General features: G+C 70.9%; 23 protein-coding genes. 8 read left to right on the top strand and 15 right to left on the bottom strand.

Going from position 1 to position 22,755, the window contains the following annotated elements:
• Nucleotides 1-43: 43 nt before the first annotated feature.
• Nucleotides 44-1,270 carry an acyl-CoA dehydrogenase family protein gene (locus I2W78_RS41510; protein WP_196464952.1) on the top strand — a complete coding sequence of 409 codons (1,227 nt, stop codon included), beginning with the start codon at nt 44-46 and terminating at the stop codon, nt 1,268-1,270.
• Between the two features lie 52 nt (nt 1,271-1,322).
• Complete coding sequence (locus I2W78_RS36065; protein WP_196461643.1) at nt 1,323-2,552, top strand: IS701 family transposase; 1,230 nt, start codon at nt 1,323-1,325, stop codon at nt 2,550-2,552.
• Between the two features lie 385 nt (nt 2,553-2,937).
• Here the strand turns inward: I2W78_RS36065 and I2W78_RS36070 are convergent, their stop codons facing one another.
• On the bottom strand, nt 2,938-3,507 hold the full coding sequence (locus I2W78_RS36070) for a DUF2889 domain-containing protein (protein WP_196464953.1): 570 nt from the start codon (nt 3,505-3,507) through the stop codon (nt 2,938-2,940).
• Nucleotides 3,504-4,313, bottom strand: a complete 810-nt coding sequence (locus tag I2W78_RS36075) for an enoyl-CoA hydratase-related protein (protein WP_196464954.1) — start codon at nt 4,311-4,313, stop codon at nt 3,504-3,506. Before I2W78_RS36075 ends, I2W78_RS36070 begins: the two co-directional genes overlap by 4 nt.
• 191 nt (nt 4,314-4,504) lie before the next feature.
• Between I2W78_RS36075 and I2W78_RS36080 the strand changes: the two genes are divergently transcribed.
• Nucleotides 4,505-5,308, top strand: coding sequence for a FadR/GntR family transcriptional regulator (locus tag I2W78_RS36080; protein ID WP_196464955.1), 804 nt, complete (start codon nt 4,505-4,507; stop codon nt 5,306-5,308).
• A gap of 111 nt (nt 5,309-5,419) precedes the next feature.
• Nucleotides 5,420-6,601: an amidohydrolase family protein gene (locus I2W78_RS36085; protein ID WP_196464956.1), complete on the top strand. Its 1,182-nt coding sequence runs from the start codon at nt 5,420-5,422 to the stop codon at nt 6,599-6,601.
• 32 nt (nt 6,602-6,633) lie between these two features.
• On the opposite strand, the gene I2W78_RS36090 is transcribed toward I2W78_RS36085, so the two are convergent.
• From I2W78_RS36090 to I2W78_RS36115, 6 genes are read right to left on the bottom strand one after another with little or no spacing between them, the layout of a single operon-like run.
• Complete coding sequence (locus I2W78_RS36090; protein WP_196464957.1) at nt 6,634-7,731, bottom strand: serine hydrolase domain-containing protein; 1,098 nt, start codon at nt 7,729-7,731, stop codon at nt 6,634-6,636.
• The gene (locus tag I2W78_RS36095; RefSeq protein ID WP_196464958.1) at nt 7,724-9,187 is read right to left on the bottom strand and encodes a class I adenylate-forming enzyme family protein; all 1,464 of its coding nucleotides are present in this window, start codon (nt 9,185-9,187) and stop codon (nt 7,724-7,726) included. Before I2W78_RS36095 ends, I2W78_RS36090 begins: the two co-directional genes overlap by 8 nt.
• A 4-nt stretch (nt 9,188-9,191) precedes the next feature.
• Complete coding sequence (locus I2W78_RS36100; protein ID WP_196464959.1) at nt 9,192-9,614, bottom strand: MaoC family dehydratase; 423 nt, start codon at nt 9,612-9,614, stop codon at nt 9,192-9,194.
• A complete protein-coding gene (locus I2W78_RS36105) occupies nt 9,611-10,063 on the bottom strand; it encodes an FAS1-like dehydratase domain-containing protein (RefSeq protein ID WP_196464960.1) in 453 nt (150 codons plus the stop codon). The genes I2W78_RS36100 and I2W78_RS36105 overlap by 4 nt, the downstream gene beginning before the upstream one ends.
• A gap of 16 nt (nt 10,064-10,079) precedes the next feature.
• Complete coding sequence (locus I2W78_RS36110) at nt 10,080-10,922, bottom strand: enoyl-CoA hydratase-related protein (protein ID WP_196464961.1); 843 nt, start codon at nt 10,920-10,922, stop codon at nt 10,080-10,082.
• Nucleotides 10,923-10,926: 4 nt separating this feature from the next.
• A complete protein-coding gene (locus I2W78_RS36115) occupies nt 10,927-11,436 on the bottom strand; it encodes a PaaI family thioesterase (RefSeq protein ID WP_196464962.1) in 510 nt (169 codons plus the stop codon).
• Nucleotides 11,437-11,577: 141 nt separating this feature from the next.
• On the opposite strand from I2W78_RS36115, the gene I2W78_RS36120 reads away from it, so the two are divergent.
• Nucleotides 11,578-12,759, top strand: coding sequence for a CaiB/BaiF CoA transferase family protein (locus I2W78_RS36120; RefSeq protein WP_196464963.1), 1,182 nt, complete (start codon nt 11,578-11,580; stop codon nt 12,757-12,759).
• 2 nt (nt 12,760-12,761) lie between these two features.
• Here I2W78_RS36120 and I2W78_RS36125 read toward each other — a convergent pair whose 3' ends face one another.
• The 4 genes from I2W78_RS36125 to I2W78_RS36140 are packed head-to-tail and all read right to left on the bottom strand — an operon-like array spanning nt 12,762 to nt 16,342.
• Entirely contained in the window at nt 12,762-13,517 is a 756-nt protein-coding gene (locus tag I2W78_RS36125) for an SDR family NAD(P)-dependent oxidoreductase (RefSeq protein ID WP_196464964.1), read from the bottom strand.
• Nucleotides 13,517-14,026 carry a nuclear transport factor 2 family protein gene (locus I2W78_RS36130; protein ID WP_196465210.1) on the bottom strand — a complete coding sequence of 170 codons (510 nt, stop codon included), beginning with the start codon at nt 14,024-14,026 and terminating at the stop codon, nt 13,517-13,519. Before I2W78_RS36130 ends, I2W78_RS36125 begins: the two co-directional genes overlap by 1 nt.
• Nucleotides 14,026-15,204, bottom strand: coding sequence for an acyl-CoA dehydrogenase family protein (locus I2W78_RS36135; protein WP_196464965.1), 1,179 nt, complete (start codon nt 15,202-15,204; stop codon nt 14,026-14,028). The genes I2W78_RS36130 and I2W78_RS36135 overlap by 1 nt, the downstream gene beginning before the upstream one ends.
• Nucleotides 15,205-15,223: 19 nt before the next feature.
• The gene (locus I2W78_RS36140) at nt 15,224-16,342 is read right to left on the bottom strand and encodes an acyl-CoA dehydrogenase family protein (protein WP_196464966.1); all 1,119 of its coding nucleotides are present in this window, start codon (nt 16,340-16,342) and stop codon (nt 15,224-15,226) included.
• Nucleotides 16,343-16,450: 108 nt separating this feature from the next.
• Here I2W78_RS36140 and I2W78_RS36145 point away from each other — a divergent pair, with 108 nt between their 5' ends.
• Together I2W78_RS36145 and I2W78_RS36150 are read left to right on the top strand one after the other, a co-directional pair.
• Nucleotides 16,451-17,272: an enoyl-CoA hydratase/isomerase family protein gene (locus I2W78_RS36145; RefSeq protein ID WP_196464967.1), complete on the top strand. Its 822-nt coding sequence runs from the start codon at nt 16,451-16,453 to the stop codon at nt 17,270-17,272.
• Nucleotides 17,273-17,299: 27 nt separating this feature from the next.
• Nucleotides 17,300-17,800 (top strand): MaoC family dehydratase, encoded by a 501-nt coding sequence (locus tag I2W78_RS36150; protein WP_196464968.1) that lies wholly within the window; start codon nt 17,300-17,302, stop codon nt 17,798-17,800.
• Here the strand turns inward: I2W78_RS36150 and I2W78_RS36155 are convergent.
• The 3 genes from I2W78_RS36155 to I2W78_RS36165 form a co-directional block, all read right to left on the bottom strand.
• Nucleotides 17,779-19,179: a family 1 glycosylhydrolase gene (locus I2W78_RS36155; RefSeq protein ID WP_196464969.1), complete on the bottom strand. Its 1,401-nt coding sequence runs from the start codon at nt 19,177-19,179 to the stop codon at nt 17,779-17,781. The two genes, I2W78_RS36150 and I2W78_RS36155, sit on opposite strands and share 22 nt — an antisense overlap.
• 128 nt (nt 19,180-19,307) lie before the next feature.
• Nucleotides 19,308-20,909, bottom strand: a complete 1,602-nt coding sequence (locus tag I2W78_RS36160) for a GMC family oxidoreductase (RefSeq protein ID WP_196464970.1) — start codon at nt 20,907-20,909, stop codon at nt 19,308-19,310.
• Complete coding sequence (locus I2W78_RS36165) at nt 20,906-21,811, bottom strand: crotonase/enoyl-CoA hydratase family protein (RefSeq protein ID WP_196464971.1); 906 nt, start codon at nt 21,809-21,811, stop codon at nt 20,906-20,908. Before I2W78_RS36165 ends, I2W78_RS36160 begins: the two co-directional genes overlap by 4 nt.
• Before the next feature lie 164 nt (nt 21,812-21,975).
• Here I2W78_RS36165 and I2W78_RS36170 point away from each other — a divergent pair, with 164 nt between their 5' ends.
• Nucleotides 21,976-22,743, top strand: coding sequence for an enoyl-CoA hydratase/isomerase family protein (locus tag I2W78_RS36170; RefSeq protein ID WP_196464972.1), 768 nt, complete (start codon nt 21,976-21,978; stop codon nt 22,741-22,743).
• Nucleotides 22,744-22,755 lie beyond the last annotated feature (12 nt).

The following is a 22,755-nucleotide window of genomic DNA, read 5'->3' on the forward strand; positions in this document are numbered from 1 at the left end:
CAGCGCCGACTGTGCGAGCGGGGCGGACGAGGAGAGAACGCAGGTGGACATCAGCTATCCCCCGGAGACCGAGTCGTTCCGCACCGAGGTGAAGGCGTTCCTCGCCGAGACTCTGCCGCCTGGCTGGAAGGGCATCGGCGCCCTCGACGAGGACTCGGCCTGGGCCTTCGCCCGGGACTGGCGCCGTCGGCTCGTCGAGCGCGGCTACCTCTCGCTCACCTGGCCGGAGCGGTACGGCGGCCGTGGGCTGTCCAAGCTCCACCAGGTCGTCCTGATGGAGGAACTCGCCCTGGCGGGCGTGCCGTTCGGGCTGCCGCAGGACACCTTCGGCGTGAAAATGCTGGCGAACACGCTGCTGCGCTGGGGCACGGACGAGCAGAAGGGCCACTTCCTGCCCCGCATCCTCAGCGGCGAGGACACCTGGTGCCAGGGGTACTCGGAGCCGGACGCGGGTTCGGACCTCGCCTCGCTGACCACGCGAGCCGCCCTGGAAGGTGACGAGTGGGTGATCGACGGACAGAAGGTGTGGACCTCGGGCGCCCATCACAGCGACTGGATCTTCGTCCTGGCCCGTACGAACCGGGACGCCCCGAAGCACCGCGGCATCTCCTTCCTCCTCGTGCCGCTGGACCAACCCGGCGTCGAGGTACGGCCGTTCCGCATGATGAGCGGGCAGCTGCACTTCAACGAGGTGTTCTTCAACGGCGCCCGCACCCGCGCCGATCTCGTCGTCGGCGGCGTCGACAACGGCTGGGCCGTCGCCCAGAGCCTGCTGGGCGTGGAGCGCGGGGAGGAGGCGGCGACCAACCCGATCCTGTTCCGGGCGGAGGTGGAGCGGCTCGTGGAACTGGCCCGGCTGTACGGCAAGGACCAGGACCCCGTCATCCGGCAGCGGATCGCCTGGTGCTGGTCCAAGGTCGAGATCATGCGCTGTCTCGGCTACCGGATCCTCACCGGGTGGCTCAAGGGTGCCGAGCCGGGCCCCGAGTCGTCGATCGCCAAGCTGTACTGGAGCGAGTACCACACCGAGGTCACCGATCTGGCGATGGACATCATGGGCATGCACGCGCAGATGCCGGTCGGCCGGCCACCCCTGCGCACCTACCGTGCCGACGACCCCGGCGCCGCCAACTCCTCCGCGTCCTGGTCGACGACGTACCTGATCGCCCGCTCGGGGACGATCTACGCGGGCACGTCCCAGGTGCAGCGGAACATCCTCGCGGAGAAGGTGCTGGGGCTACCGCGTGAGCCGAGAGTGACGGGGGCCTAGTAGTGCTTCGTTACGTCGAGTGATCTCGCCTGGTGGTGGGCATCTTCGTGGTGTGAAGCTGGGGGAAGTGGAACGGCTCCGCGGTGAGTTAGCAGAGTTCGTTGCCGATGTCTTGGGGTCGTTGCCGCGGCGGGATCAGCGGCGGTGGGGCGATTGTTATCTGCGGGGTCTGATGCTGGACGGCCGGCGGAAGTCGATCCAGCCGATGGCCGAGCGGCTGCCGGACGGCAACATGCAGGCCCTGCAGCAGTTCGTGAACCAGTCGCCGTGGGACCCGCTGCCGGTGCGGCGGCGGATCGCCCAGCGGTTGTGCGAGGCGATCCGCCCTGAGGTGTGGGTGGTCGACGATGTGTCGTTTCCCAAGTGCGGCACGGCGTCGGTCGGGGTGGCCCGGCAGTACTGCGGAGCGCTGGGCAAGCGGGCGAACTGCCAGGTCGCGGTCAGCGTCCACGCGGCCACCGACACAGCATCGTGCCCGTTGGAGTGGGAGCTGTTCCTGCCCCAGGAGTGGGCGCACGACGATGGTCGGCGGCAGCGCGCTGGGATACCCGTGGAGGTCGGGCATGTCTCCAAGACGCACCTGGCTCTGGGCCTGTTGGACCGGCTGGCCGGGCAGGGATTGGCGGTGCCGGTGATCGTGGCCGATGCCGGCTATGGCCGCAGCGTCTCCTTCCGGCTCGCACTGGAGGAACGCGCCTGGACCTACGTCATGGCCGTCGACCCGAAGGAGATCGCGCGGCCTGCCGACGCCGAGCCGTATCAGCCGGCTTATGGCGGGCTGGGACCACCGACCCTGCCCCGCTACCGCGAGAAGCCCTGCCCGTTGCCCGGCCTCGTTGATGAAACCGCCGTGTTCGAGGAGGTCACCTGGAGGCAGGGCAGCAAGGGGGCGATGACCTCGCACTTCGCGGTGCTTCCGGTGCGGCCCTCGGGCAAGGAGGCCTGCCGCACCGCCCAGGAACAGGCCGGGGGACGCAGCCGGTGGGACGGTGTGCTGCCGCTGCGGACCCTGCTGGTCGAACGGCCCGAAGAAGCCGACGAGCCGACCGGCTACTGGATGACCAACCTGCCCGCCACCACTCCGATCGCCGACCTGGTGCGGTGGGCCAAGATGCGCTGGCGGATCGAGCACGACTACCGCGAACTCAAACACGGCCTGGGCCTGGACCACTTCGAAGGCCGCACCTGGCGCGGCTGGCACCACCACGTCACCCTCGTCACCGCCGCCCAGGCCTTCCTCACCCTCAGGCGGCTCGACCCAAAAGCCCAAGCGCCGGCCTGACCCTCTACCAGGTCCTTGGTGCCCTTCAGGACCTGCTGAGGTGCTGGACCGGCACCTGCACCACCTGCGGCCGCCCCCTCACCACACCCCGAAGCAGAGCCAGAACCTAACGAAGCACTACTAGGGCCTGTCCGGCGGATCAGGCCGCAGGGAATTCACGGTGCCTTGTCGACGCAGGTGAGCGGGGCCTGGTGCGTCCATCTGCAAGGCGGAGGAGGGAGTCGACGCGATGGGGGTCCCTCCCGCGCGAGCCGAGCGAAGCCGGTTCGAGCGTGGGGGAGTCGGCGACTGACGACAACGCGGCTGGGGGCGCCCCCACGCCCTTAAGGCAGTGGGGGAGGGCGTGCCAGGCCCCGCGTCTGCGGCAGGATCCGCCGGACAGGCCCTAAGCCCCCTCGAAGGTGCCGAGTTCGGGGACGGGACGCGGTCCGGTCCCCGGGCGCCAGCCCGCGTCGAGCTTGCGCAGGCCCACTCCGTCCGGTGCCCAGATGTGGCAGCTGTTCAGGACTCCGGCCGTGGCGCGCGGGTCGTGGGAGGGCCGGCCCGCCATCCTGAGTCCCGCGTTGGCCGAGATGCCGGCCTGGACGACCGCGGGGCCGAGGACGCGTGCCAGCTCGTACAGATGGGAGCATCCGGTGACCCCGCGGAACCGCTCCTGGATGGCGCGGTTGTAGCCGGCGGCGACGCTGAGCCCGACCAGGCCGTCGAAGGCGGGCGTGATCAGCGGGCACTCGGCGTGCGGGAAGGTGCGCATGTCGGCCCCGGCGGCCACGATGACCATGTCGGCAAGGCGCAACCGCGCCGTGAGCGCCATGCTGTGGATGACGGAGGCGGACGGCTCCGCCCAGGGCCGCTCGTCGAGGAGCCGGGCCTCGACCGAGATCTCGCCGTCGCCCTCCCGGTAGGCGGAGACGGTGATCGTCCGGCGGTGCAGCGGCAGTTCGCTCCGGGTCACGACGGCTGCTCCTCGCCCAGCGCCGCGAACTCGGGCGTGCGGCGCTCGATGAAGCTGCGCACCCCTTCTCGGTAGTCCGGGGCACGCTTGGCGACGGCCAGGAGCGCGGCCGCGCTGTCGCGGCTCTCGGTGAAGGTCTTCGCCTGGTCGTCGGCGAGCTGCCGCTTGATGAGGGACATCGCGTACGGGCTCGCCGAGCGGGCGAGTTCGGTCGCGTAGGTGAGCGCCGCGGGGAGGAGTTCGTCCGGCTCGGCCAGGCGGTTGACCAGGCCCATCGCGTGGGCCTCCGCCCCGGTGACCCGGCGCGAGGACAGCAGCAGGTCGGCCGCGTTGCCGTAGCCGACCAGGCGGGGCAGGATCCAGGACACCCCGTCCTCGGCCACCAGGCCGCGCGCGCTGAAGGCGGCGGCGAACTTGGCGTGCGGCACGGCGAACCGGACGTCGCACATCAGCGCCTGATTGAACCCGATGCCCGCGCAGGCGCCGTTGACGGCGGCCACGACCGGTTTCGGGAAGGTCATCGGGCGGGTGCGCGGCGGCAGCCGGTCGGTGGGCCACGGCCGGGCGCCCGACGACGCCCCGTCCAGCACACTCATGTCCATGCCGGGGCAGAAGCTGCGCCCGGCGCCGGTGAGGACCACGGCTCGCACCCGTGGATCCGCCTCCGCCCGGTCGAACAGCTCGTTGTAGAGCAGCTCCATCTCCAGCGTCCAGGCGTTGTGCCGGTCCGGACGGTTGAGGGTGAGGACCATGACCCCGTCGTCGGTGAGCTCGGTGAGGATCACCGGGGTCGAATTCTCGGTCATCGAGGTCACTCCCACGGGCCCGTTGGCTCCACGGCAAGACCCAGAGCCATCTTTATAGCTAGATGAATCATCTATATACCAGGCCGCACCCCGGGCGCCAGACCGAGTGCCCCAAAGCAAGATCGAGCATCCCTTGACCTGGTACCCTCGATACACTAAGACGATTCATTTTGCTATATGAGGAGCCCATCGTGGCCGAGGCAGCCCGCGCAAGCGAACCGGCGACCGTGCCCGCCCCCTCCCGCAGCCGCGTCGGACGCCAGGTGCGGGTCCCGAAGACCGCCGAACTCGTCGCCGCGCACCTGCGCCGGCAGATCGTCCGGGGCGAGCTGAAGCCGGGCGACGCGTTGCCTCCGGAGTCGGGCCTGATGGAGCAGTTCGGCATCTCGCGACCGACCCTGCGCGAGGCGTTCCGCGTCCTGGAGTCGGAGTCCCTGATCACGGTACGCCGCGGCGCCCACGGGGGCGCCCGGGTCAGCGCGCCCGACTCGGATGTCGCCGCCCGGTTCGCCGGCCTGATCCTCGAGTACCGCGGCGCGACCCTCGGCGACATCTACCGCGCCGCGGCCCTCATCGAGCCGCCCTGCGCCCGCCAGCTCGCCACGAAGCACACCGCGGCGGACATCAAGCGGCTGCGGGACGCGGTCGCGGCCGAGAAAGCCGTCCTGGACGACCCGCTCGCCCTGGTCGACGCCCAGGACGCCTTCCACGCCCTCCTCGTCGAGCTCACCGGCAACCAGACCCTCATCCTGCTGTGCGGCATGCTGCGCAACATCATCGACCGGGCCAACGCCTCGTACACCGCGGCCGCCACCGACACCGAGACCCAGAAGGCTCAGGCCCTGAAGGGCCACCGGGCGCACGTCCGGCTGGTCGGTCTCATCGAGTCCGGGAAGGCCGACGAGGCCGAGAAGCTCTGGCAGCGGCACATCTCCAGCGCCGACGACGTCGTGAACGCCGCCGGGCCGAAGACGGTGCTCGAACTCATCGACTGACCCGCCCGAGCCGCCGGTGAGCCTCTCTTCACCTGACCCCTTGCCTCCAGGAAACAGTTAGATAATTATAGAAGGCGTACTGAATAGCTCTGGGGTCCGGAGGCGACGGCCATGGCCGAACAGCGCAAGCCCATCTTCGACTGCGACCAGCACATGTACGAGGAGCGGGACTCCTTCACCCGCTACCTCCCGAAGGAGTTCCTCGGTGCGGCGGTCGCACCGGTGACGCTTCCGGACGGACGCGAGGTGATCCTCGCCGGCGACCGGATCGTCGTATGCCTGGAGCCCGAGTTCGGGCAGGTCTACCGTCCCGGTTCGCTGAAGGAGATGCTCAAGGCGATGGCCTCGGGCAATCCCGAGGAGACGTACCAGTTCGAGCCGATGCACGAGTCGTACCAGAACCGTGAGTCGCGGCTGCGGGTCATGGACGAGCAGGGCCTGGACCAGACGATCATGTATCCGGGCGGCTGGGCGCTGGTCGCCGAGGAGTACGTCAAGGGCGTCGAGCCGCTCTACGCCAACTACCACTCGTTCAACCGGTACATGAACGAGGTCTGGGGCTTCAACCACCAGGGCCGCATCTATGCCCCCGCCCTGCTGTCGCTGCGCGACCTCGACCACGCGGTGAAGGAGCTGGAGTACGTCCTGGAGCAGGGCGCCCGCTTCATCCTGCTGCCCACGGGGCCGGTGTACGGCCGCTCGCCGGGCGACCCGTACTTCGACCCGTTCTGGAAGCTGGTCGACGAGGCCAAGGCGAGCGTCTGCTACCACATCAGCGAGTTCTACTACAACTCGCAGGTGGCGCCCGCCTGGGGCTTCGACCCGCACCCGATCCACTTCCGGATGTCGGCCTGGCAGTGGCAGAACACCTACGGCCAGCGCCCGATCGAGGAGACGCTGTCCGCGCTGATCTTCGACAACCTCTTCGGGCGCTTCCCGAACATCAACGTCCTGGTCTCCGAGTTCGGTTCCGAGTGGGTGCCGCACTTCGTGCGCCACATGGACAAGAGCCGGGGCATGGGCCGCAACGGTCCCTGGATCGGCGGGCAGTTGGACGAGCGGCCCAGCCAGATCTTCCGCAGGCACGTGCGCGTGGTGCCGTACCCCGAGGACGACATCGTGGGTGTCATCAAACGGCTCGGCTACCACGAGTCCATCGTCATGGGCTCCGACTTCCCGCACGCGGAGGGCCTGGCCGAACCGGCCGACTTCCGCAAGCTGATCGCGGAGCTCGACGAGTCCGCGCAGGACGACATCATGTACGACAACGCCCAGCAGCTGATCAGCCGCTGAGCGTCGAGGACCCCGCCTGGCGGCGGGCCCGGTCAGTCGACCAGGCCCGCCGCCAGGTTCGCCATGTCGGTGAGCAGGGCGGTGCCGCGCGGGGTCCGGTCGTAGCCGGCGAGCGGGTATCCGTTGCTCAGACAGGCGAAGGACAGGCCGGACTCCGGGTCCATGAAGCCGAGTTGGTACGCCGCCCCCGCGCTGCCGAACAGCCTGGGCGAGCCGGTCGACGGCAGGTTGCTCCCCGCCTCTGGTCCGGCCACGGTCACGAACAGCCCCATGCTGGTGCGCCGACTGCCTCCACCACCGTAGCTCTGCTCGCCGTAGGGATGGTCGGTGAACCGGATCCGGGTGCCTTCCGCCACCGCGCCAGGCTTCCACAGCCCCGAGTGTTCCAGCGCCTGGAAGTACAGCGCGACGTCGGCGGCGGTGGCCACCAGCGCGTGACTGGGCTCCCCGGCCGCCAGCACGTTCGGATCGGACAGGTACCAGGGGCCCCACGGGTCCGGTTCCTGCTCGTCGCCGGTGCGGTCGGTGGCGAGCATCGGGGCGACACTGCCCGGTTGCCGGTCCACGGGCACGCCTAGCTCGATCGAGGTGAGTCCCAGCGGCCGTACGACGTTCTCGTGCAGGTAGCCGGCGAACGTCAGGCCCGTGCGGCGCTCGACGATCTCGGCGATCAACCAGGCGGCCGAGGTGAGGTGGTACTGGAAGCGGGTGCCCGGCGGGTAGTCGAGCCGCCAGCGCCCGAAGGCGGCGAGCCGCTGCTCGCGGTCGAGCATCTTGGGGTGGCCGAGCGGGGCGAAGGGGAAGCCGGCGGTGTGCGTGAGCACCTGCTCGACGGTGACCGTCTCCTTCCCGTTCGGGGCGAACTCCGGGATGATCCCCGCGATTTGCTCGTCCATGGCCAGGAGACCGTCGCCGATGAGCTTCCACACGACACCCGCCACGATCGACCGTCCGACCGACTGCAGGATGTAGCGGGTGCCGGGCTCGGCGGCGCCGTAGGTCTCGAAGGCCAGGAGACGGCCGTCGCGGGCGACGGCGACCTGGGCGGAGGGCAGGGGGCCGTGTTCGACCTCCCCGCGGATCCGGTTCAGGAGGACGTCGAGCCGCTGCGGGTCGACGAGGTCAGGCATGTGCTTCTCCTTCTTGCGGCTCCCGCAGGCGGCGGCGGACGACCTTGCCGTTGGCGTTGCGCGGCAGGTCGGCCACGAACGACCAGCGGACGGGGACCTTGAACCCGGACAGCCGGGCGCGGGTGTGGCTCCTGAGGGCCGCCGGTTCCGGCGGGGCGGCGGGGTCGGCCGGTACGACGAAGGCGACGACGGTCTGGCCGAGCCGCTCGTCCGGCACGCCCGTCACCGCCACGTCCGCCACGCCGGGATGCGCGGCCAGGACGGTCTCGACCTCCAGCGGGTGGACGTTCTCGCCGCCGCGGATGATCATGTCGGTGCTCCGGCCGAGGAGGTAGAGGTAGCCGTCGTCCTCGATCCGGCCCAGGTCGCCGCTGTGCAGCCAGCCTTCGGAGTCGACCCGGAAGAGGTGATCGGCGCGGGCGTGGATCTCCCCGACGCCGTCCGGTCCGGCCGCGTGGACCCGGACCTCGACGCCGGGGGCGGGCCGGCCGACCGAGCGCAGCAGCTCGGTGCGTCCCGCGACCGCTTCCCGGTGGTCCTCGGGGGTGAGCACGCTGATCGGCGAGCCCTCGGTCTGGCCGAACATGTTGAGCATGCGGACACCGGGCATCGCCTCGTACGTCCGCCGCAGGGTGCCGGGGCGGACGGGCGCGCCCCCGTACTGGAGGGTGCGCAGGGTCGGGTGCCGTGCCTCACCGGCCGCCAGCAGGGTCTCCAGCATCGCCGGGACCATGCTGGTGTGGGTGGTGCCGAGGTCGCGCAGCAGGGTCCAGCCCTCGACGGTGAAGCGGGGCAGGCCGGTGATCAGGACGCCGGCGGCGAGGGCCACGGCGATGTTGCCGAGGCCAGCGATGTGGTGGAAGGGGGCGCTGCCGCCGTAGAAGCTGTCGGGGTCGAGTGCGCAGAGGAGGCCGTTGACACGGGCTCGGGCGGCGAGACGGCGCTGGGTCATGGGGACGGGTTTCGGCAGGCCCGTGGTGCCGGAGGTGTGCAGGACGGCGGCAAGGTCTTCCGGCTGGGCCGTCAATTCCCCTGGAATGCGGGGCAGTTCAGGTATCAGGCAAAGGCGGCTGCCCGAGAGGGCGGCCACCTGTCTGCCGAGTTCGGTGAACTCGGGCTGGGCCAGCAGGACTTGGGAGCCGGTCGCCCGCACGACCTCCGCGATCTCGTGCGCGGTCATGCGGACGCCGAGCGGCGCGAGCGGGTGGCCGGATCCGGCGCCGCCGATGACCAGGGCCAGGGCGTCGGCGGAGGTCGCGATCAACGCGGGTACCGGAGCTCCGGGTTCGAGGTCGAGCGTGTCCAGCCAGTCGGCCGCGCCGCCGGCCCGGTCGAGGAGTTCCCGCCCGCTCCAGGTCAGGTCGCCGAACCGGGCGGCGGGGCGGGCGTGGTCGTAGGCACGGCCCACCATGGAGGTCCAGGTGGCTCCCTGCTCGGCCTCCTCTACGGCGGACACCGGTTCAGGGCTCCAGCAGGGCCGACGCCGTGCCGGTGACCACCTCGACGCCGTCCTGGTTGACGCTGCGCAGCGAGAAGTGGGCCACCAAGCCGTCCGGAGTGTCCTCGATCGACTCGACGGTTGCCGTGGCGGTCAGGGTGTCGCCGGGCCAGACCTGCGCCCTGAAGCGCACCCCGTAGCGCAGCAGCGCCTCGGGGCCCACCCAGTCGGTCAGGACCCGGCCCGTCATGCCCATCGTCAGCATGCCGTGGGCGAAGACGCCGGGGTATCCCGCGGCCTCGACGGCGAACCGCTCGTCGGTGTGCAGCGGGTTGAAGTCGCCGGAAGCGCCCGCGTACTGCACGATCCGGGTGCGCTTGAGGTCGTCGACGAGGACGCACTCACGCACCTCGCCGACCTTGATGTCGTCCGTGCTCACAGTCATCGGGCGTCCTTCGGGGTGGCGGGGCCCTCGGGTACGACGGCCACGGTGCGGGCGCTGACGATCAGTTCGCCGTCGGCGTCCCGGTACTCGGTGATGCGCTCGCTGAACAGCAGCCGGCCGCTGCGGCCGTGCTTCTCCCAGCTGCGGCCGGGAACGGTGGTGACGTACAGGGTCTCCCCCGCGCGCACCGGCCGGTGGTACTCGAAGTGCTGCTCGGCGTGCAGGCCGCCGCCGCCCTCGGCCATCACGCCGGGACCGCCGCCGGAGCCGAACCACTCCTCGTCCGGTTTGGGGCGCAGGTGGTAGTCGGGGTCGTAGTGAGCGCTCGCCATCGTGAAGGTGGGCGGCGCGAGGGCCGTCTCGCCCTGGTACGCCGGATTCTCGTCGCCGATGGCGCGGGCGAACATCATGATGTGCCCGGCCTCGACGGGGAACGGTTGCCCTGTCATCTGGAATGCTCCTCGGTCAGTACGGCAGGAACGCGTCCCGGGTGGCGTCCTCCGGGTCGAAGTCCGCAGGCAGGCCCTCGAACTTCGGCTCCCGCTTCTCCATGAAGGACGCCACGCCCTCGCGGAAGTCCGGCGAGCCCGCGAAGAACTCCATGGCGGAGTAGGAGCGGGCGAGGGCGTCCGTGAAGGTACGGTCCAGGTCGCCGTACACCTGATCCCGTACGACGGCCATGGCGCGCGGGGAGCAGTTGCGGGCGATGTCCCGGGCGTAGGCGCGGGCGGCTTCCAGCAGGTCCTCGGATTCGACGACGCGGCTGACCAGGCCGAGGGCCTTCGCCTCGTCGGCGTCGAAGACGCGGCCCGACAGCAGCAGGTCGAGCGCGTTCTCCAGGCCGATCACGCGCGGCAGTACGTACGGCAGGTTGTACTCGCCGGCCAGGCCGCGCCGGGTGAAGGCCGTGGTGAAGCGGGCCCCGCGGGCGGCGAAGCGGACGTCGCAGATGAGCGCCTGGACCAGGCCGATGCCGGCGCAGGCCCCGTTGATCGCGGCGATGAGTGGCTTCGGCAGGGTCCGCCTGCTGTACATGGGGACGCGGGCCTGGAGGTTGAGCGACTCGCCGGGCTGCGCGTTCTGTTCCAGGCGCTGGACGTCCATGCCGGGGCAGAAGGCCCTGCCCGCGCCGGTGACGATCACGACGCGGACGGCGGGGTCCTGCGCGGCCTGGTCCAGGAGGGCGAAGAAGCGGTTCTCCATGGGGATGCTCCAGGCGTTCTTCCGCTCGGGCCGGTTGAGGGTGAGCGTGGCCACGCCGTCCTCGTCGACCTCGTACAGCACCAGCTCGTCCGCGTCTTCGGGCATCACGTCACTCCTCCGTCAGAGGTTCGAGGGGATCGAGGGGATCGATCGGGTCGCCGACGCCCGGCCGCTCCCCGGAGATGGTCACCACCACCTGGCCACGCGCGCAGACGTGCCCTCCGGTCATCACCTCGACGTCGGCGAAGTGGATCCTGCGGCCCCTGCGGACACAGCGCGCGTGGGCGACGGCCTCGCGTCCGCGGGCGGGGGCGAGGTACTGCACCGTCATCGACACGGTGCTGAGCCGGCTCCCCTTGGAGAAGTCGTGCCCGGCGATCACGGCTCCGGCACCGGCGGTGTCGATGAGCGCCGAGATCACCCCGCCGTGAAAGACGTCCTCGTGGGCGGAGAGGGACTCGGCGTAGGGCAGCACGATCTCCACGGCTTCCGCGTCCCAGCGGGTCACCCGGATACGGCAGCGGCGGTTGAAGGCGACCCCGCGTTCCCAGCGGGCCCGGAACCAGGCCCGGCGTTCGCGCTGCTCGTGTTCGGTGAGGGTCCTCGCCGCGACGGTCATCAGCACGCCCTCCGGTCTCGGCCGGTCGGCCGATCCATATAGTTACATGATTTGAATAGTTTAGGCAATCGCAGGGGATCACCTCGACGCCTCTGTATGTATTATTTATCTAACTCATTCCGCTCGCAAGGGAGGCCCGCGATGCCGTCGACCGCCTTGTCCGGAATCCGCGTGCTCGATCTGTCCCGCATCCTCGCCGCGCCCCTGGCCACCCAGCTGCTGGCCGACCTGGGCGCCGAGGTCATCAAGGTCGAACGGCCCGGCACGGGCGACGACTCACGGACGTACGGCCCGCCGTTCGCCCCCGGCACGGACACCGCGGCCTTCTACCTCTCCTGCAACCGCAACAAGCGGTCGGTCACGGTCAACCACGCCACCGCCGAGGGGCAGGAGATCCTCCGTGCCCTCACCGCCCGGTCGGACGTGCTGGTCGAGAACTTCCGGGTGGGGACGCTGGCCAAGTACGGCCTCGACCAGCAGAGCCTGCGCGAGCTCAACCCGCGGCTGGTCTATCTGTCGGTCACCGGCTTCGGACAGACCGGCCCCTACGCCGGTCGGCCCGGCTACGACGGGATCTTCCAGGCCATGTCCGGGATGATGAGCGTCTCCGGGCACCCCGAGGAGCCGATGAAGGTCGGCATCAGCATGGTGGACATCCTCACCGGGCTGTACGCCGCCACGGCGATCCTGGCCGCCTTGCGGCACCGGGACATGACCGGGGAGGGCCAGTTCATCGACCTCTCCCTGCTGGACTGCGGGCTGGCCTCGCTCTCGCACTTCGCGATGAACTACCTGGTCTCCGGCGAGGTGCCCGAGCGACGCGGGAACGGCGGGTACGGGGGCATCCCGTCCCAGGCGTTCATGTGCAGCGACAAGCCGCTGTTCCTGGTCGCCGGCAACGACAAGCAGTTCGCCGCCTTCTGCGCGGCGGCCGACCGCACCGACCTGCTCCAGGACCCGCGGTTCGCCACGACCTCGGCCCGTATCGCCCACCGCACCGAGATCCTGCCCGTGCTCCAGGACATCCTGCGCACCCGGACCCGGGACGAGTGGCTGGCCGTGCTCGACCGGCACGACGTACCCGCCGGCCCGTTCAACGAGCTGCCCGAGGTCTTCGCCGACCCACAGATCCGGCACCGCCAGATGCTCGTCGAGGCCGGGGGGCTGCCCCTGCTCGCCAACCCGCTCCGGCTCTCGGCGACCCCGGTCGAGGGATACGCCCCTCCTCCCTCGCTGGGAGAGCACACGGCCGAAGTCCTGGCCGAGCTGGCCGGTGTGACGTCGCATCAACTCGCCGCCCTGCGCGACCGTGGCGTCGTCTGACGTCAGCCGATCAGGGTCCGGCCGCCCTCCAGCATCAGCGTCGCGCCGGTCAGATACGCCATGTCGTCGCTGACCAGCGCGGCCACCGCGCGGCCGATGTCGGCCTGCGGATCTCCCATCCGGCCGAGCGGAATGGCCGACAGCACGCGTTCGGCCTTCTCCGGATGCGCCGCGAAGAACTCCTCGGCGGCCGGACTGAGCGCGGCGGGGCAGACGACGTTCACCCGGATCCCGTACGGTCCCCACTCGCGCGCGGCGACGCGGGTGAGCCCCCGGATGGCTTCCTTGGCCATGGCGTACGCCGCGAAGCTCACCTCGCCCTGCACCGCGGCCGACGAACCCAGGTTGACGACGCTGCCGCGGCTGGACTTGAGATGGGGCAGGGCGGAGCGCATCGCGTGGAAGGTCGCCAACGGGCCGCTGCGGTAGGCGAGTTCCACGTCGTCGTACGACGTCTGCTCCAGCGGGCGCCGCACCGAGCTCTGCGCGTTGTTGACCAGTACGTCCAGCCGGCCGAACTCCCGTACCGTCTCGGCCACCATGCGGTCGACATCCTCGCGTTCGCCGACGTCCCCGACCACGGTGTGGACCCTTCCCCCGCGCCCGGTGATCTCGTCCGCGGCGTCCTTGAGGGTGCTCTCGGTGCGCCCGGTGATCACCACCGCCGCGCCCTCCGCCGCCAGCGCGAGCGCGATGCCGCGCCCCACGCCCTGTCCGCCGCCGGTGACCAGCGCCGCCCTCCCCGACAGTCGTCGCATCACGTCTCCTTCCAGAAGGCCGGCCAGGAGGGAAAGGCGTCGGGTAGCGCCGGCTCCCCGGCGCCCTCCCAGCCCGCGAATCCCACCTGCTGGGGGCGCTCGGTCACGTCCGCCGCGTACCAGTGCTGCTCACGGCGGCGGGAGAAGTACCACTCGCCGTCCACGCGGGCGTAGTCGTCGAGATAACGGATCGCCATGACGACCCACCGCTCCCCCACCTCGTGCTCGGCCCGGCAGTACACGGAGCCGGTGGCCGTGTCGCGACCGGTGAACTCGATCCGGTGGCCGCAGATCTGGTGGACCGAGCGGCGGAATCCCCGGACCAGGGGGTCGATGTATGCCAGCAGCGTCTCCCGGCCGCGACCGCGGCGCCCCATGTCGACGTCGGGCCGGAAGCAGGCGGCCCAGGCGTCGAGATCGCGGGCGTCGACGGCCAGCGCGTAACGAACAGGCAGTTGCTGGATGGCCAGGTGGGACTCGATGCGGTCGATCCGCTCCTCCAGCGTCATCACGGCCGGGGCTCCTTCGGCAGGCCGAGGATCTGCTCGCCGATGATGTTGCGCTGGATCTCGCTGGAGCCGCCGTAGATCGTCTCCGCGAGGGACAGGAGGAAGGAGCGCTGCCGGGTGTCCAGGCCGTAGTCCTCGCCGACGATCTGTCCGGCAGGGCCCGCCAGCTCCATGGCCAGGTGCCCGAGTTGCTGGTGTCGGGTCGAGGCGTACAGCTTGGCTGTGGTGGCCTGGGCGCCCGGCGTGCGGCCGGCGGTCAGTTCGGCGAGGGTGCGGAGGTTGGTGGTGCGCATGATGCGTACGGAGATCCAGGCGTCGACGATCCGTCGGCGCAGCATCGGATCGTCGAGGGCGCCGCGTTCCCGTGCCAGGTCGATCAGCGCCTCCGCCTCCCGCTCGAAGGTGAGCTGCTGGGGCAGGAGCGTGGTGCCGCGTTCGATGCCGAGTGTGGCCATCGCCGTGCGCCAGCCCTGTCCGACCTCGCCGACGACCATGTCCGCGCCGGTGCGCGCGTCGGAGAGGAACACCTCCGCGAACTCGTCCTGGCCGGCGAGATTGCGGATGGGGCGAATCTCCACGCCGGGCTGGTCCGTGGGCACGAGCAGCAGGCTCAGGCCCTTGTGCCGGACGGAGTCCGGGTCGGTGCGGGTGAGGACGTAGAGCCAGTCGGCGTGGACTCCGAAGGACGTCCAGACCTTCTGGCCGTTGACGACCCACTCCTCGCCCTCGCGCTCGGCCCGGGTGCGGACCGAGGCCAGGTCGGAGCCGGCGCCGGGCTCGCTGAAGCCCTGGCCCCAGAGTTCCTCGACGGCGAGGATCGGCGGCAGGAAACGCTTCTTCTGCTCCTCGCCGCCCATCTTCAGCAGCATCGGGCCGAGCAGGTCGAGTGCGTTGACGGTGGCCCGGTAGGGGGCGTCGGCGCGGGCGTACTCGTACTCGAAGACGATCTCCTCCAGCAGTCCGAGCCCGCGTCCGCCGTACTCCCGGGGCCAGCTCACCCCCAGCCAGCCGCCCGCGGAGAGTTCGCGGTCCCAGGCGAGACGCACCTCCCAGGCTGCCCCGTCGGTGGGGCCGCCCACGCCCCGGTGGTCGGCGAACTCACCGACGAGGTGGTCGGCCAGCCAGTCCCGTACCTCGTCGCGGAAGTCGCGTACGGCGGGCCCGAAGTCCAGCTCCATGTCTGCTACTCCCTGCGATCTAGATGCCGAGCCGGGTGGCGAGCAGTTCCCGGTGGTAGGACGGGCCGCCGAGGAGGACCTCGGAGCTCTTGGCCCGCTTGAAGTACAGGTGCGCGGGGTGTTCCCAGGTGAAGCCGATGCCGCCGTGGACCTGGATGGTGCCGGCGGCGACCTTGGTGAACGCCTCGGAGCAGAAGGCCTGCGCGAGGGCCGCGGCGACGGCGATCTCCGTAGCGTCACCGGAGTCCAGCGCCCACAGTCCGCCGTACGCGGCCGAGCGGGCGGACTCGATCTCCACCAGCATGTCGGCGCACTTGTGCTTGATCCCCTGGAAGGAGCCGATGGGCCGGCCGTACTGGACGCGGATCCTGGCGTAGTCGACGGCGGCCTCCAGGGCCGCGGCGGCTCCCCCGACCTGTTCGGCGGCGAGCAGGACGGAGGCGGTGGCGAGGGTGCGTTCGAGGGCGGGCCAGGCGGTGCCCTCGGTGCCGAGCAGGCGGGCGGGGGTGTCGGTGAAGTCCAGCCGGGCCTGTTTGCGGGTCTGGTCGAGGGTGGGCAGGGGGGTGCGGACGAGTCCGGAGGCGTCGGCTGCGACCGCGAAGAGGCTGACGCCGGTGGGGGTGCGGGCGGCGACCAGCAGCAGGTCGGCGAGGTGTCCGTCGGGGACGTAGGTCTTCGTGCCGGTCAGGTGCCAGCCGGCGGCCGTTTCGCGGGCGGTGAGACGGATGCCGGGCTCGTCCCAGCGGCCGTCGTCCTCGGTGAGGGCCAGCGTGGCCACCGTCTCGCCGGACGCGATGCCCGGCAGGAGGTCGCGCCGGGCCTGCTCGTCGTCGCAGCGCTGCAGGGCCTCGGCGGCCAGGGCGACGGTCGCGAAGTACGGTCCGCACAGCAGCGCGCGGCCCGCCTCCTCGAAGACGATGCCGAGGTCGACGTAGCCGAATCCGGTACCGCCGTACTCCTCGGGCACCGCGAGCCCCTGGAGGCCGAGTTCGCCGGCCATGCGCCGCCAGACGACGCGGTCATGGCCACGGGGGTCGGCGGCCAGGCGGCGTACGGTCGCCTCGTCGGAGTACTTGGACAGGAACGACCGTACGACCTTGCGCAGTTCGTCCTGTTCCTCGCTGAAGGTGAGATCCATGCCCGGCTTCCCGTCGTCGGTGCGGCACCAGTGCCGGCCGCTTGCCGCCCACTCCTCAATACAGTTAGATAATTATAGTATCCGCACTGATTACACCAGGAGCGCGACGTGACCGATCTCTACGCCCCGTTCACGAGCCTGACCTTCGAGCGGCCCGCGCCCGGCGTGCTCCGCGTGGTGCTGGACGGACCCAATCTCAACGCGGTGGATCCGCGCACGCACGGGGAACTGGCCGACATCTGGCCGGTGATCGACCGGGACGAACAGACCCGGGTGGTGCTGGTCCAGGGGGCGGGCCGGGCGTTCTCCGCGGGCGGGACCTTCGACTCCATCGAGGCGATGACCGAGGACTACGCGGTGCGCGCCCGGGTGATGCGCGAGGCGCGGGACATGGTGTACGGGGTGATCAACTGCTCGAAGCCGGTGGTCTCCGCGATCCACGGACCCGCCGTCGGCGCGGGGCTGGTCATCGGCATGCTGGCGGACATCTCGATCGCCGCCCGCACCGCGAAGATCGTCGACGGGCACACACGGCTCGGGGTCGCGGCCGGTGACCACGCCGCCATCTGCTGGCCGCTGCTGTGCGGCATGGCCAAGGCCAAGTACTACCTGCTGACCTGCGAGGCGCTCACCGGTGAGGAGGCCGAGCGGATCGGGCTGGTGTCGAAGTGCGTGGCCGACGAGGACGTGCACGCGGAGGCGCTGCGCGTGGCGAAGGTTCTGGCCGCCGGGCCCGCGAGCGCGATCAGCTGGACCAAACGGTCCCTCAACCACTGGTACCGCACCGCGCAGCCGATCTTCGAGGCCTCGCTCGGGCTTGAGTTCCTCGGGTTCGCGGGACATGAGGTCGTCGAGGGGCTGGCCGCGCACCGGGAGAAGCGGGCCCCGGACTTCGAGGGCGTTGGCGGCAAGAACCCGCTCGCTCTCTGACCGCCGCCCACCCGAAAGGATCCGATCATGGCGCAGGAACCGACGACGACCGAAGTCCGCCCGCTGGTACGGGGGTTGACCTACGAGGAGATGCCGGTCGGGCAGGTCTTCCGGACCGCCCGCCGGACCGTCACCGAGACCGACCTGGTCAACTTCATCACCTGGGGCGGTTTCACCGAGCCGCTCTTCTGGGACGCCACACACGCGGCGGAGGGCGGGTACACGGGCCGTCTGGTCCCGGGCGGCCTGACCTACTGCCTCGCCGAAGGACTCGTCCTGCAGACGAACGTGCTGCACGGCACGGGCCTCGCCTTCCTGCACATGGAGCTGACCGTGCGGGGGCCGGTGTATGTCGGGGACACGCTGTACGCGATCGTCGAGACGACGGGCTGCCGTCCCTCCAGCAAGCCCGGCCGGGGCGTGGTGACCAGCAGGATCACCGTATGCAATCAGCGGGACGAGGAAGTCCTGGTCTACTGCCCGGTGCGGCTGATCCGCGGCCGGGACTACGAGGCGCCCACGCCCTGAGAGCGGGGTACGAGGCTCAGCCCGGTATCCGGGCGGGCTGAGGGTGCGGCGGCGAAGGCTCCCCCACCCACCCAGTCGGACGGCATCGCGGGCCGCGGCGCGAGCTCGTGGTCCGGGACCGCCATCGCGTACAGCCGGGTGTAGCGGAACTTGGCCTCCAGGTTGTCCAGGACCGACCAGTACTCGTAACCGCACACCTCCACCCCGGCCGCCACCAGCCCCGCGAGCCAGGAGAGCCTGGCCCGCAGCAGCTCACGTCGGCGGGTGTCGTCGCTGTGTCCGGTGTCGTCGACCAGGTCCAGGTCGCCCATGCCGTTGTCGACGACGGACAGCGGCGGCAACAGGCCCCCGTACAGCTCGTACAGGCCGGCGACGGCGTCGGCGAGCCCTTCGGGGATGATCGGCCAGCCGTACGCGGTCGTCTCCACGTCGTCGAAGGGGACGATCGCGAAGCCGAGGCCCATGAGCAGACGGTTGACCTCGTTGAGGGCGCTCTGGCAGTGCGCGGTGGGCAGCACGCGGGGCAGGTTCTCCGGTGCGGTGACGCGGAACGGGGTGTGCCAGGACAGGCCCAGCAGGTCCTGGGGGGTGGCGATGATCTCCAGGTCGCCCGCGCGCACGCAGCCGGTGGCCGCCACGGGGGCGATGTCGTCCTCGGTGACCATGTGCGTGCCGAGCAGCAGGGGGTCGAGGAAGACGCGGTTGGTCCAGCTCTCCAGGCGCTCCAGGGCGAGGCGGTCGTAGGGGTCGTCGGTGGCCGCGTAGCCGCCGACCAGGGTGACCGTCGTGCCGATCCGGCTGCTCACGCCGACGGCTCGCAGGGCCCGGGTCGCGAGTCCGTTGGCGAGCAGGATGTGGTGGACGGCCGCCAGTCCGGCGCGTCCCGCGGCCCGGCCCGGTGAGTACATGCCGGCCACGTGGTCCGCGAGGGTGGGTCCGGCCAGGTCGGTCGAGGTGATCCAGCGCTCCACCCGGTCGCCGAAGCGGCGGCCGAGTTCTTCGGTGTACGCCGCGAAGTGCTCGGCGGTGTCGCGGGCGAGCCAGCCGCCGGCCGCGTCCAGCCAGGGCGGGAGCGTGCGGTCGAGGAGGGTCAGCGCGGGGCGCTTGCCGTGGGCGAGCAGTGCGTCCAGCGCGCGGTCGCAGCGGTCCAGGGCCTGCCGGTCCCAGCTGTCCGGCCCTTCGGGCTGGAGGCGCGGCCATCCGGCGACCATGCGGTGCGTGTCCGGGGCGAGGCCGAGCAGCAGACGGATGTCGTCGGTCCACTGCCGGAAGTGTCCGCCGCGCTCCGGCGGGGGTGGCAGCGGCGCCGCGATGGTGTCCGCGGTGGCGACGCCCCAGTCGACACCGCGCAGGGATTCGTGAAGGAAACCATCGCTCATGGTGACCGTCCAGGCGGTGAATGGTTTAGCGCATTCAACTGAATGCCCGCCGACCGGACGCTAACACTTCGAGCAAACTACGACAATGTTTCGGCCAGATCTCCTCGGGCCGGGTCCGGGGCGCCGGATCAGCCGGTCCCGAGGACGAGGTCGGCCGCCCGCCAGGCCATGGCCATGATCGGGCCGTTCAGATTGCCGGAGACCATGGTCGGCAGGACCGAGCAGTCGACGACGCGCAGGCCCTGGACACCGCGCACGCGCAGTTCGGGGTCGACGACGTCGGTCTCGGCCGGGCCCATCGCGCAGGTGCCGATGGCGTGGTAGCCGCAGCGGCCGTGTTCCAGGCCGGCGTCGATGATCTCCCGGTCGTCGCGGGTCTCGGATCCCGGCAGGGTTTCGGCCGTGATGCGGTCGGCGATCGGGACGGTCTCGAAGAGCTCGCGCATACGGCGGAAGAGGGCGGTTCCCACGGTGCGGTCGTGCTCGGAGCCGTAGTAGTTCGGGGTGATCGTGAGGGGTGCCTCGGGGTCGGCGGACGTGATGTGCAGGTTTCCCTCGGCAGTGGGACGCAGGATGTAGCCGAGGCCCATCACGCCGGGCTCGCGCTCGACGCGGGTCTCCTTGCCCGGGACCTCGGGCGACAGGGACACCGGGGCGATGAGCAACTGTGCGTCGGGGCGGGCGAGTTCGGGGCGGGTCTTGAAGAAGGCGATGACGTCGAAGGCGGGTGCGGCGAGGGGGCCGCGGCGCGTCGCCAGGTAGCGCGCCGCCGTCAGGGCCTGCCGCAGCGGGGTGCTCAGTGCCTTGTTGTAGCCGAGGTCGTCCTTCAGCCGGTACTGGACGACGAAGCAGCGGTGCTCTCGCATCCGGCCGCCGACGTGGGGGCTGTCGACCAGGACGTCCACGCCCGCCGGCTTGAGCACCGACGCCGGTCCGATGCCGGAGAGTTGGAGGATCTTGGGCGTGGCGATGCCGCCGGCGGAGAGGATCACCTCGCGTCGGGCCCTGACGTCGGCTTCCCGGCTCCCGCTGCGGGTCCGTACGCCCACGGCCCGGCCCTGCTCGGTCAGGACCCTCGTCACCACGGTGTCCAGGGCGACGGTGAGGTTCGGGCGGTCCGCGACGGGGCGCAGGAAGGCGCGGGCGGCGCTGAATCGCCGCCCGTTCTTGATGGTGGCCGTGGTGTAGCCGATGCGTTCGTCGTCGCTCGCGTTGAGGTCGTCGGTGCGGCGCCAGCCGAGTGCGGTGCCGGCGGCGATGGCCTCCTCGCACAGCGGCTCCGGTCCGGGTGCCGTCGAGATGTGCAACGGCCCGCCCGTGCCGCGGAGTTCGGAGGCACCGAGGGCGTGGTCCTCGATCCGCCGGAAGATCGGCAGCATGGTGTCCCAGCCCCAGCCGGGGTTGCCGAGCCGCTCCAGCTCGTCGTAGTCGGCGCGGTCGCCGCGGTTGTAGACCATGCCGTTGACCGAGCTCGATCCGCCGAGCGTGCGGCCGCGCACCCAGTGCTCGACGCGCCCGGTCGGGCCCACCGGTTCGACCGGGTAGTGCCAGGCGAACCTCGGGTCGCCCAGCAGCTTGCCGAAGCCCTTGGGCATCCTGATCAGCGGGGTGGTGTCCCTCCCGCCCGCCTCGATCAGCAGCACGGACGTCCGCGGGTCCGCGGAGAGGCGGTGGGCGAGCACGCATCCGGCCGAACCGGCGCCCACCACGACGTAGTCGAACGTGCTCATCGCTCCCCCTGCTCCGACTGCTCCGACGACTCCGACGGCTCTCCGAACGGGCGGAACTCCTCGTCCCGCCACCAGGGGAAGACGGGCGGCATGTCCTTGCTGACCCGGCCGGGGAAGGCCGGCGGGCGCTTGGCGAGGAACGACTGGACGCCCTCCACGGGGTCCGGGCCGCCGCCGATCTGGCTCATGATGCGCGAGTCCAGCCGGTGCGCGGTCATCGGATGCGGCTCGCCGAGCATCCGCCACATCATCTGGCGGGACAGCGCGACCGAGATCGCCGAGGTGTTCTCGGCGATCTCCCGGGCGAGTTCGTACGCCGCCGGCAGCAGGTCCTCCGGCGGGTGGACGGAGCGCACCAGGCCGGCCGCCAGCGCCTCGTCCGGGCCGAAGACACGACCCGTCGCCACCCACTCCATGGCCCGCTGCATGCCGACGGCCCGGGGCAGGAACCAGCCGGCCGCCGACTCCGGCACGATGCCGCGGCGAGCGAAGACGAAACCGAACTTCGCCGAGGTCGAGGCGAGCCGGATGTCCATGGGCAGGGTCATGCTCGCGCCGACACCCGCGGCGGGACCGTTGATCGCCGCGATGACCGGCTTCGTGCTGGAAAAGATCCTGAGCGCGACCCGGCCACCCGTGTCCCGGTGCCACGCCCCGGCCTTGCGGTGGTCGAAGGAAGAGCCTCCGGAGCTCACGTCCGCGCCGGCGCAGAAGCCGCGCCCCGCGCCGGTCACCACGATCACCCGGACCTCGTCGTCGGCGTCGGCCGCGTCCAGCACGTCCAGCAGGTCGCGCATCATCTGTGGGCTGAAGGCGTTCAGCTTCTCCGGCCGGTTCAGCGTGACGGTGAGGATCCGGTCCGCCACCTCGGCCCGCACGGTCTCGTACTCCTGCTCCGGCATGCGCGTCCTCCGTCACTCAACGGGCCGGTTTCCAGAAAGCTTAATTAGTTATAGCATTCAACTCGTTCACGAGAGAGATCCGTGAGCGAGGTTCGGGATCCGGGTCGGGAGCCGGGTTCGGGAGCCGGGTTGGGGAGCGGGATTCGGGAGTGAGGGCGGCGGAGATGGCGGATCTGGTGGTGACGGCCGTCGGACCGGTTCGGCTGGTCGAGCTGAACCGGCCGGAGCAGCTGAACGCGATGAGCGAGGAGCTGCACACCGGCCTCACGTCCGTGTGGGACGAGGTCGCCGCCGACCCGGAGGCACGGGTGATCGTGCTGACCGGGCGCGGGCGGGCGTTCAGCGCCGGGGGCAACTTCGACATCATGACCCGGGTACAGCGGGACGCGGACTTCCGGGAACGGAACGTCGACGAGGCCCGGCGGATCATCACCGGCATGGTCCGCTGCCCATTGCCGGTGATCTCCGCGGTCAACGGCCCCGCCGTCGGCCTCGGTTGCAGCCTGGCCCTGCTGAGCGACCTGGTGCTAATCGCGGACAGCGCCTACCTCGCCGATCCGCACGTCCAGGTCGGGCTGGTCGCGGGCGACGGGGGCGCGCTCGTGCTGCCCCTGCTCGTGGGGCTGACCCGCGCGAAGGAACTGCTGTTCCTGGGTGAGCGGGTGAGTGCCGAGGACGCGGTCCGGACCGGCGTCGCCAATCGCGTCGTACCGAAGGACAAGCTCATGGACGAGGCCATGGACCTGGCCGGACGGCTGGCGGCGCTGCCCGCGCGGGCGCTGCGCGAGACCAAGCGGGCGGTGAACCTGCATCTGGAGCAGGCCATGGCCACCGTGCTGGAGCCCGCCCTGCTGGCGGAGCGGGACACCATGCACGACCCGGACCACATCGCGGCCGTCGAGAAGATCATCGCGTCGCGCGGCCGTCGCTGAGCGGAGAGGGGC

This window comes from Streptomyces spinoverrucosus, from assembly GCF_015712165.1.
GTDB classification, from domain to species: domain Bacteria; phylum Actinomycetota; class Actinomycetes; order Streptomycetales; family Streptomycetaceae; genus Streptomyces; species Streptomyces spinoverrucosus_A.

Excerpts from the sequence above, each read along its gene's own strand:
- I2W78_RS36075 (WP_196464954.1), bottom strand. The coding sequence starts at position 4,313 with ATGACCGAGAATTCGACCCCGGTGATCCTCACCGAGCTCACCGACGAC.
- I2W78_RS36085 (WP_196464956.1), top strand. The coding sequence starts at position 5,420 with ATGGCCGAACAGCGCAAGCCCATCTTCGACTGCGACCAGCACATGTAC.
- I2W78_RS36090 (WP_196464957.1), bottom strand. The coding sequence starts at position 7,731 with ATGCCTGACCTCGTCGACCCGCAGCGGCTCGACGTCCTCCTGAACCGG.
- I2W78_RS36100 (WP_196464959.1), bottom strand. The coding sequence starts at position 9,614 with ATGACTGTGAGCACGGACGACATCAAGGTCGGCGAGGTGCGTGAGTGC.
- I2W78_RS36105 (WP_196464960.1), bottom strand. The coding sequence starts at position 10,063 with ATGACAGGGCAACCGTTCCCCGTCGAGGCCGGGCACATCATGATGTTC.
- I2W78_RS36110 (WP_196464961.1), bottom strand. The coding sequence starts at position 10,922 with ATGCCCGAAGACGCGGACGAGCTGGTGCTGTACGAGGTCGACGAGGAC.
- I2W78_RS36115 (WP_196464962.1), bottom strand. The coding sequence starts at position 11,436 with ATGACCGTCGCGGCGAGGACCCTCACCGAACACGAGCAGCGCGAACGC.
- I2W78_RS36120 (WP_196464963.1), top strand. The coding sequence starts at position 11,578 with ATGCCGTCGACCGCCTTGTCCGGAATCCGCGTGCTCGATCTGTCCCGC.
- I2W78_RS36125 (WP_196464964.1), bottom strand. The coding sequence starts at position 13,517 with ATGCGACGACTGTCGGGGAGGGCGGCGCTGGTCACCGGCGGCGGACAG.
- I2W78_RS36130 (WP_196465210.1), bottom strand. The coding sequence starts at position 14,026 with ATGACGCTGGAGGAGCGGATCGACCGCATCGAGTCCCACCTGGCCATC.
- I2W78_RS36135 (WP_196464965.1), bottom strand. The coding sequence starts at position 15,204 with ATGGAGCTGGACTTCGGGCCCGCCGTACGCGACTTCCGCGACGAGGTA.
- I2W78_RS36140 (WP_196464966.1), bottom strand. The coding sequence starts at position 16,342 with ATGGATCTCACCTTCAGCGAGGAACAGGACGAACTGCGCAAGGTCGTA.
- I2W78_RS36150 (WP_196464968.1), top strand. The coding sequence starts at position 17,300 with ATGGCGCAGGAACCGACGACGACCGAAGTCCGCCCGCTGGTACGGGGG.
- I2W78_RS36155 (WP_196464969.1), bottom strand. The coding sequence starts at position 19,179 with ATGAGCGATGGTTTCCTTCACGAATCCCTGCGCGGTGTCGACTGGGGC.
- I2W78_RS36160 (WP_196464970.1), bottom strand. The coding sequence starts at position 20,909 with ATGAGCACGTTCGACTACGTCGTGGTGGGCGCCGGTTCGGCCGGATGC.
- I2W78_RS36165 (WP_196464971.1), bottom strand. The coding sequence starts at position 21,811 with ATGCCGGAGCAGGAGTACGAGACCGTGCGGGCCGAGGTGGCGGACCGG.
- I2W78_RS36170 (WP_196464972.1), top strand. The coding sequence starts at position 21,976 with ATGGCGGATCTGGTGGTGACGGCCGTCGGACCGGTTCGGCTGGTCGAG.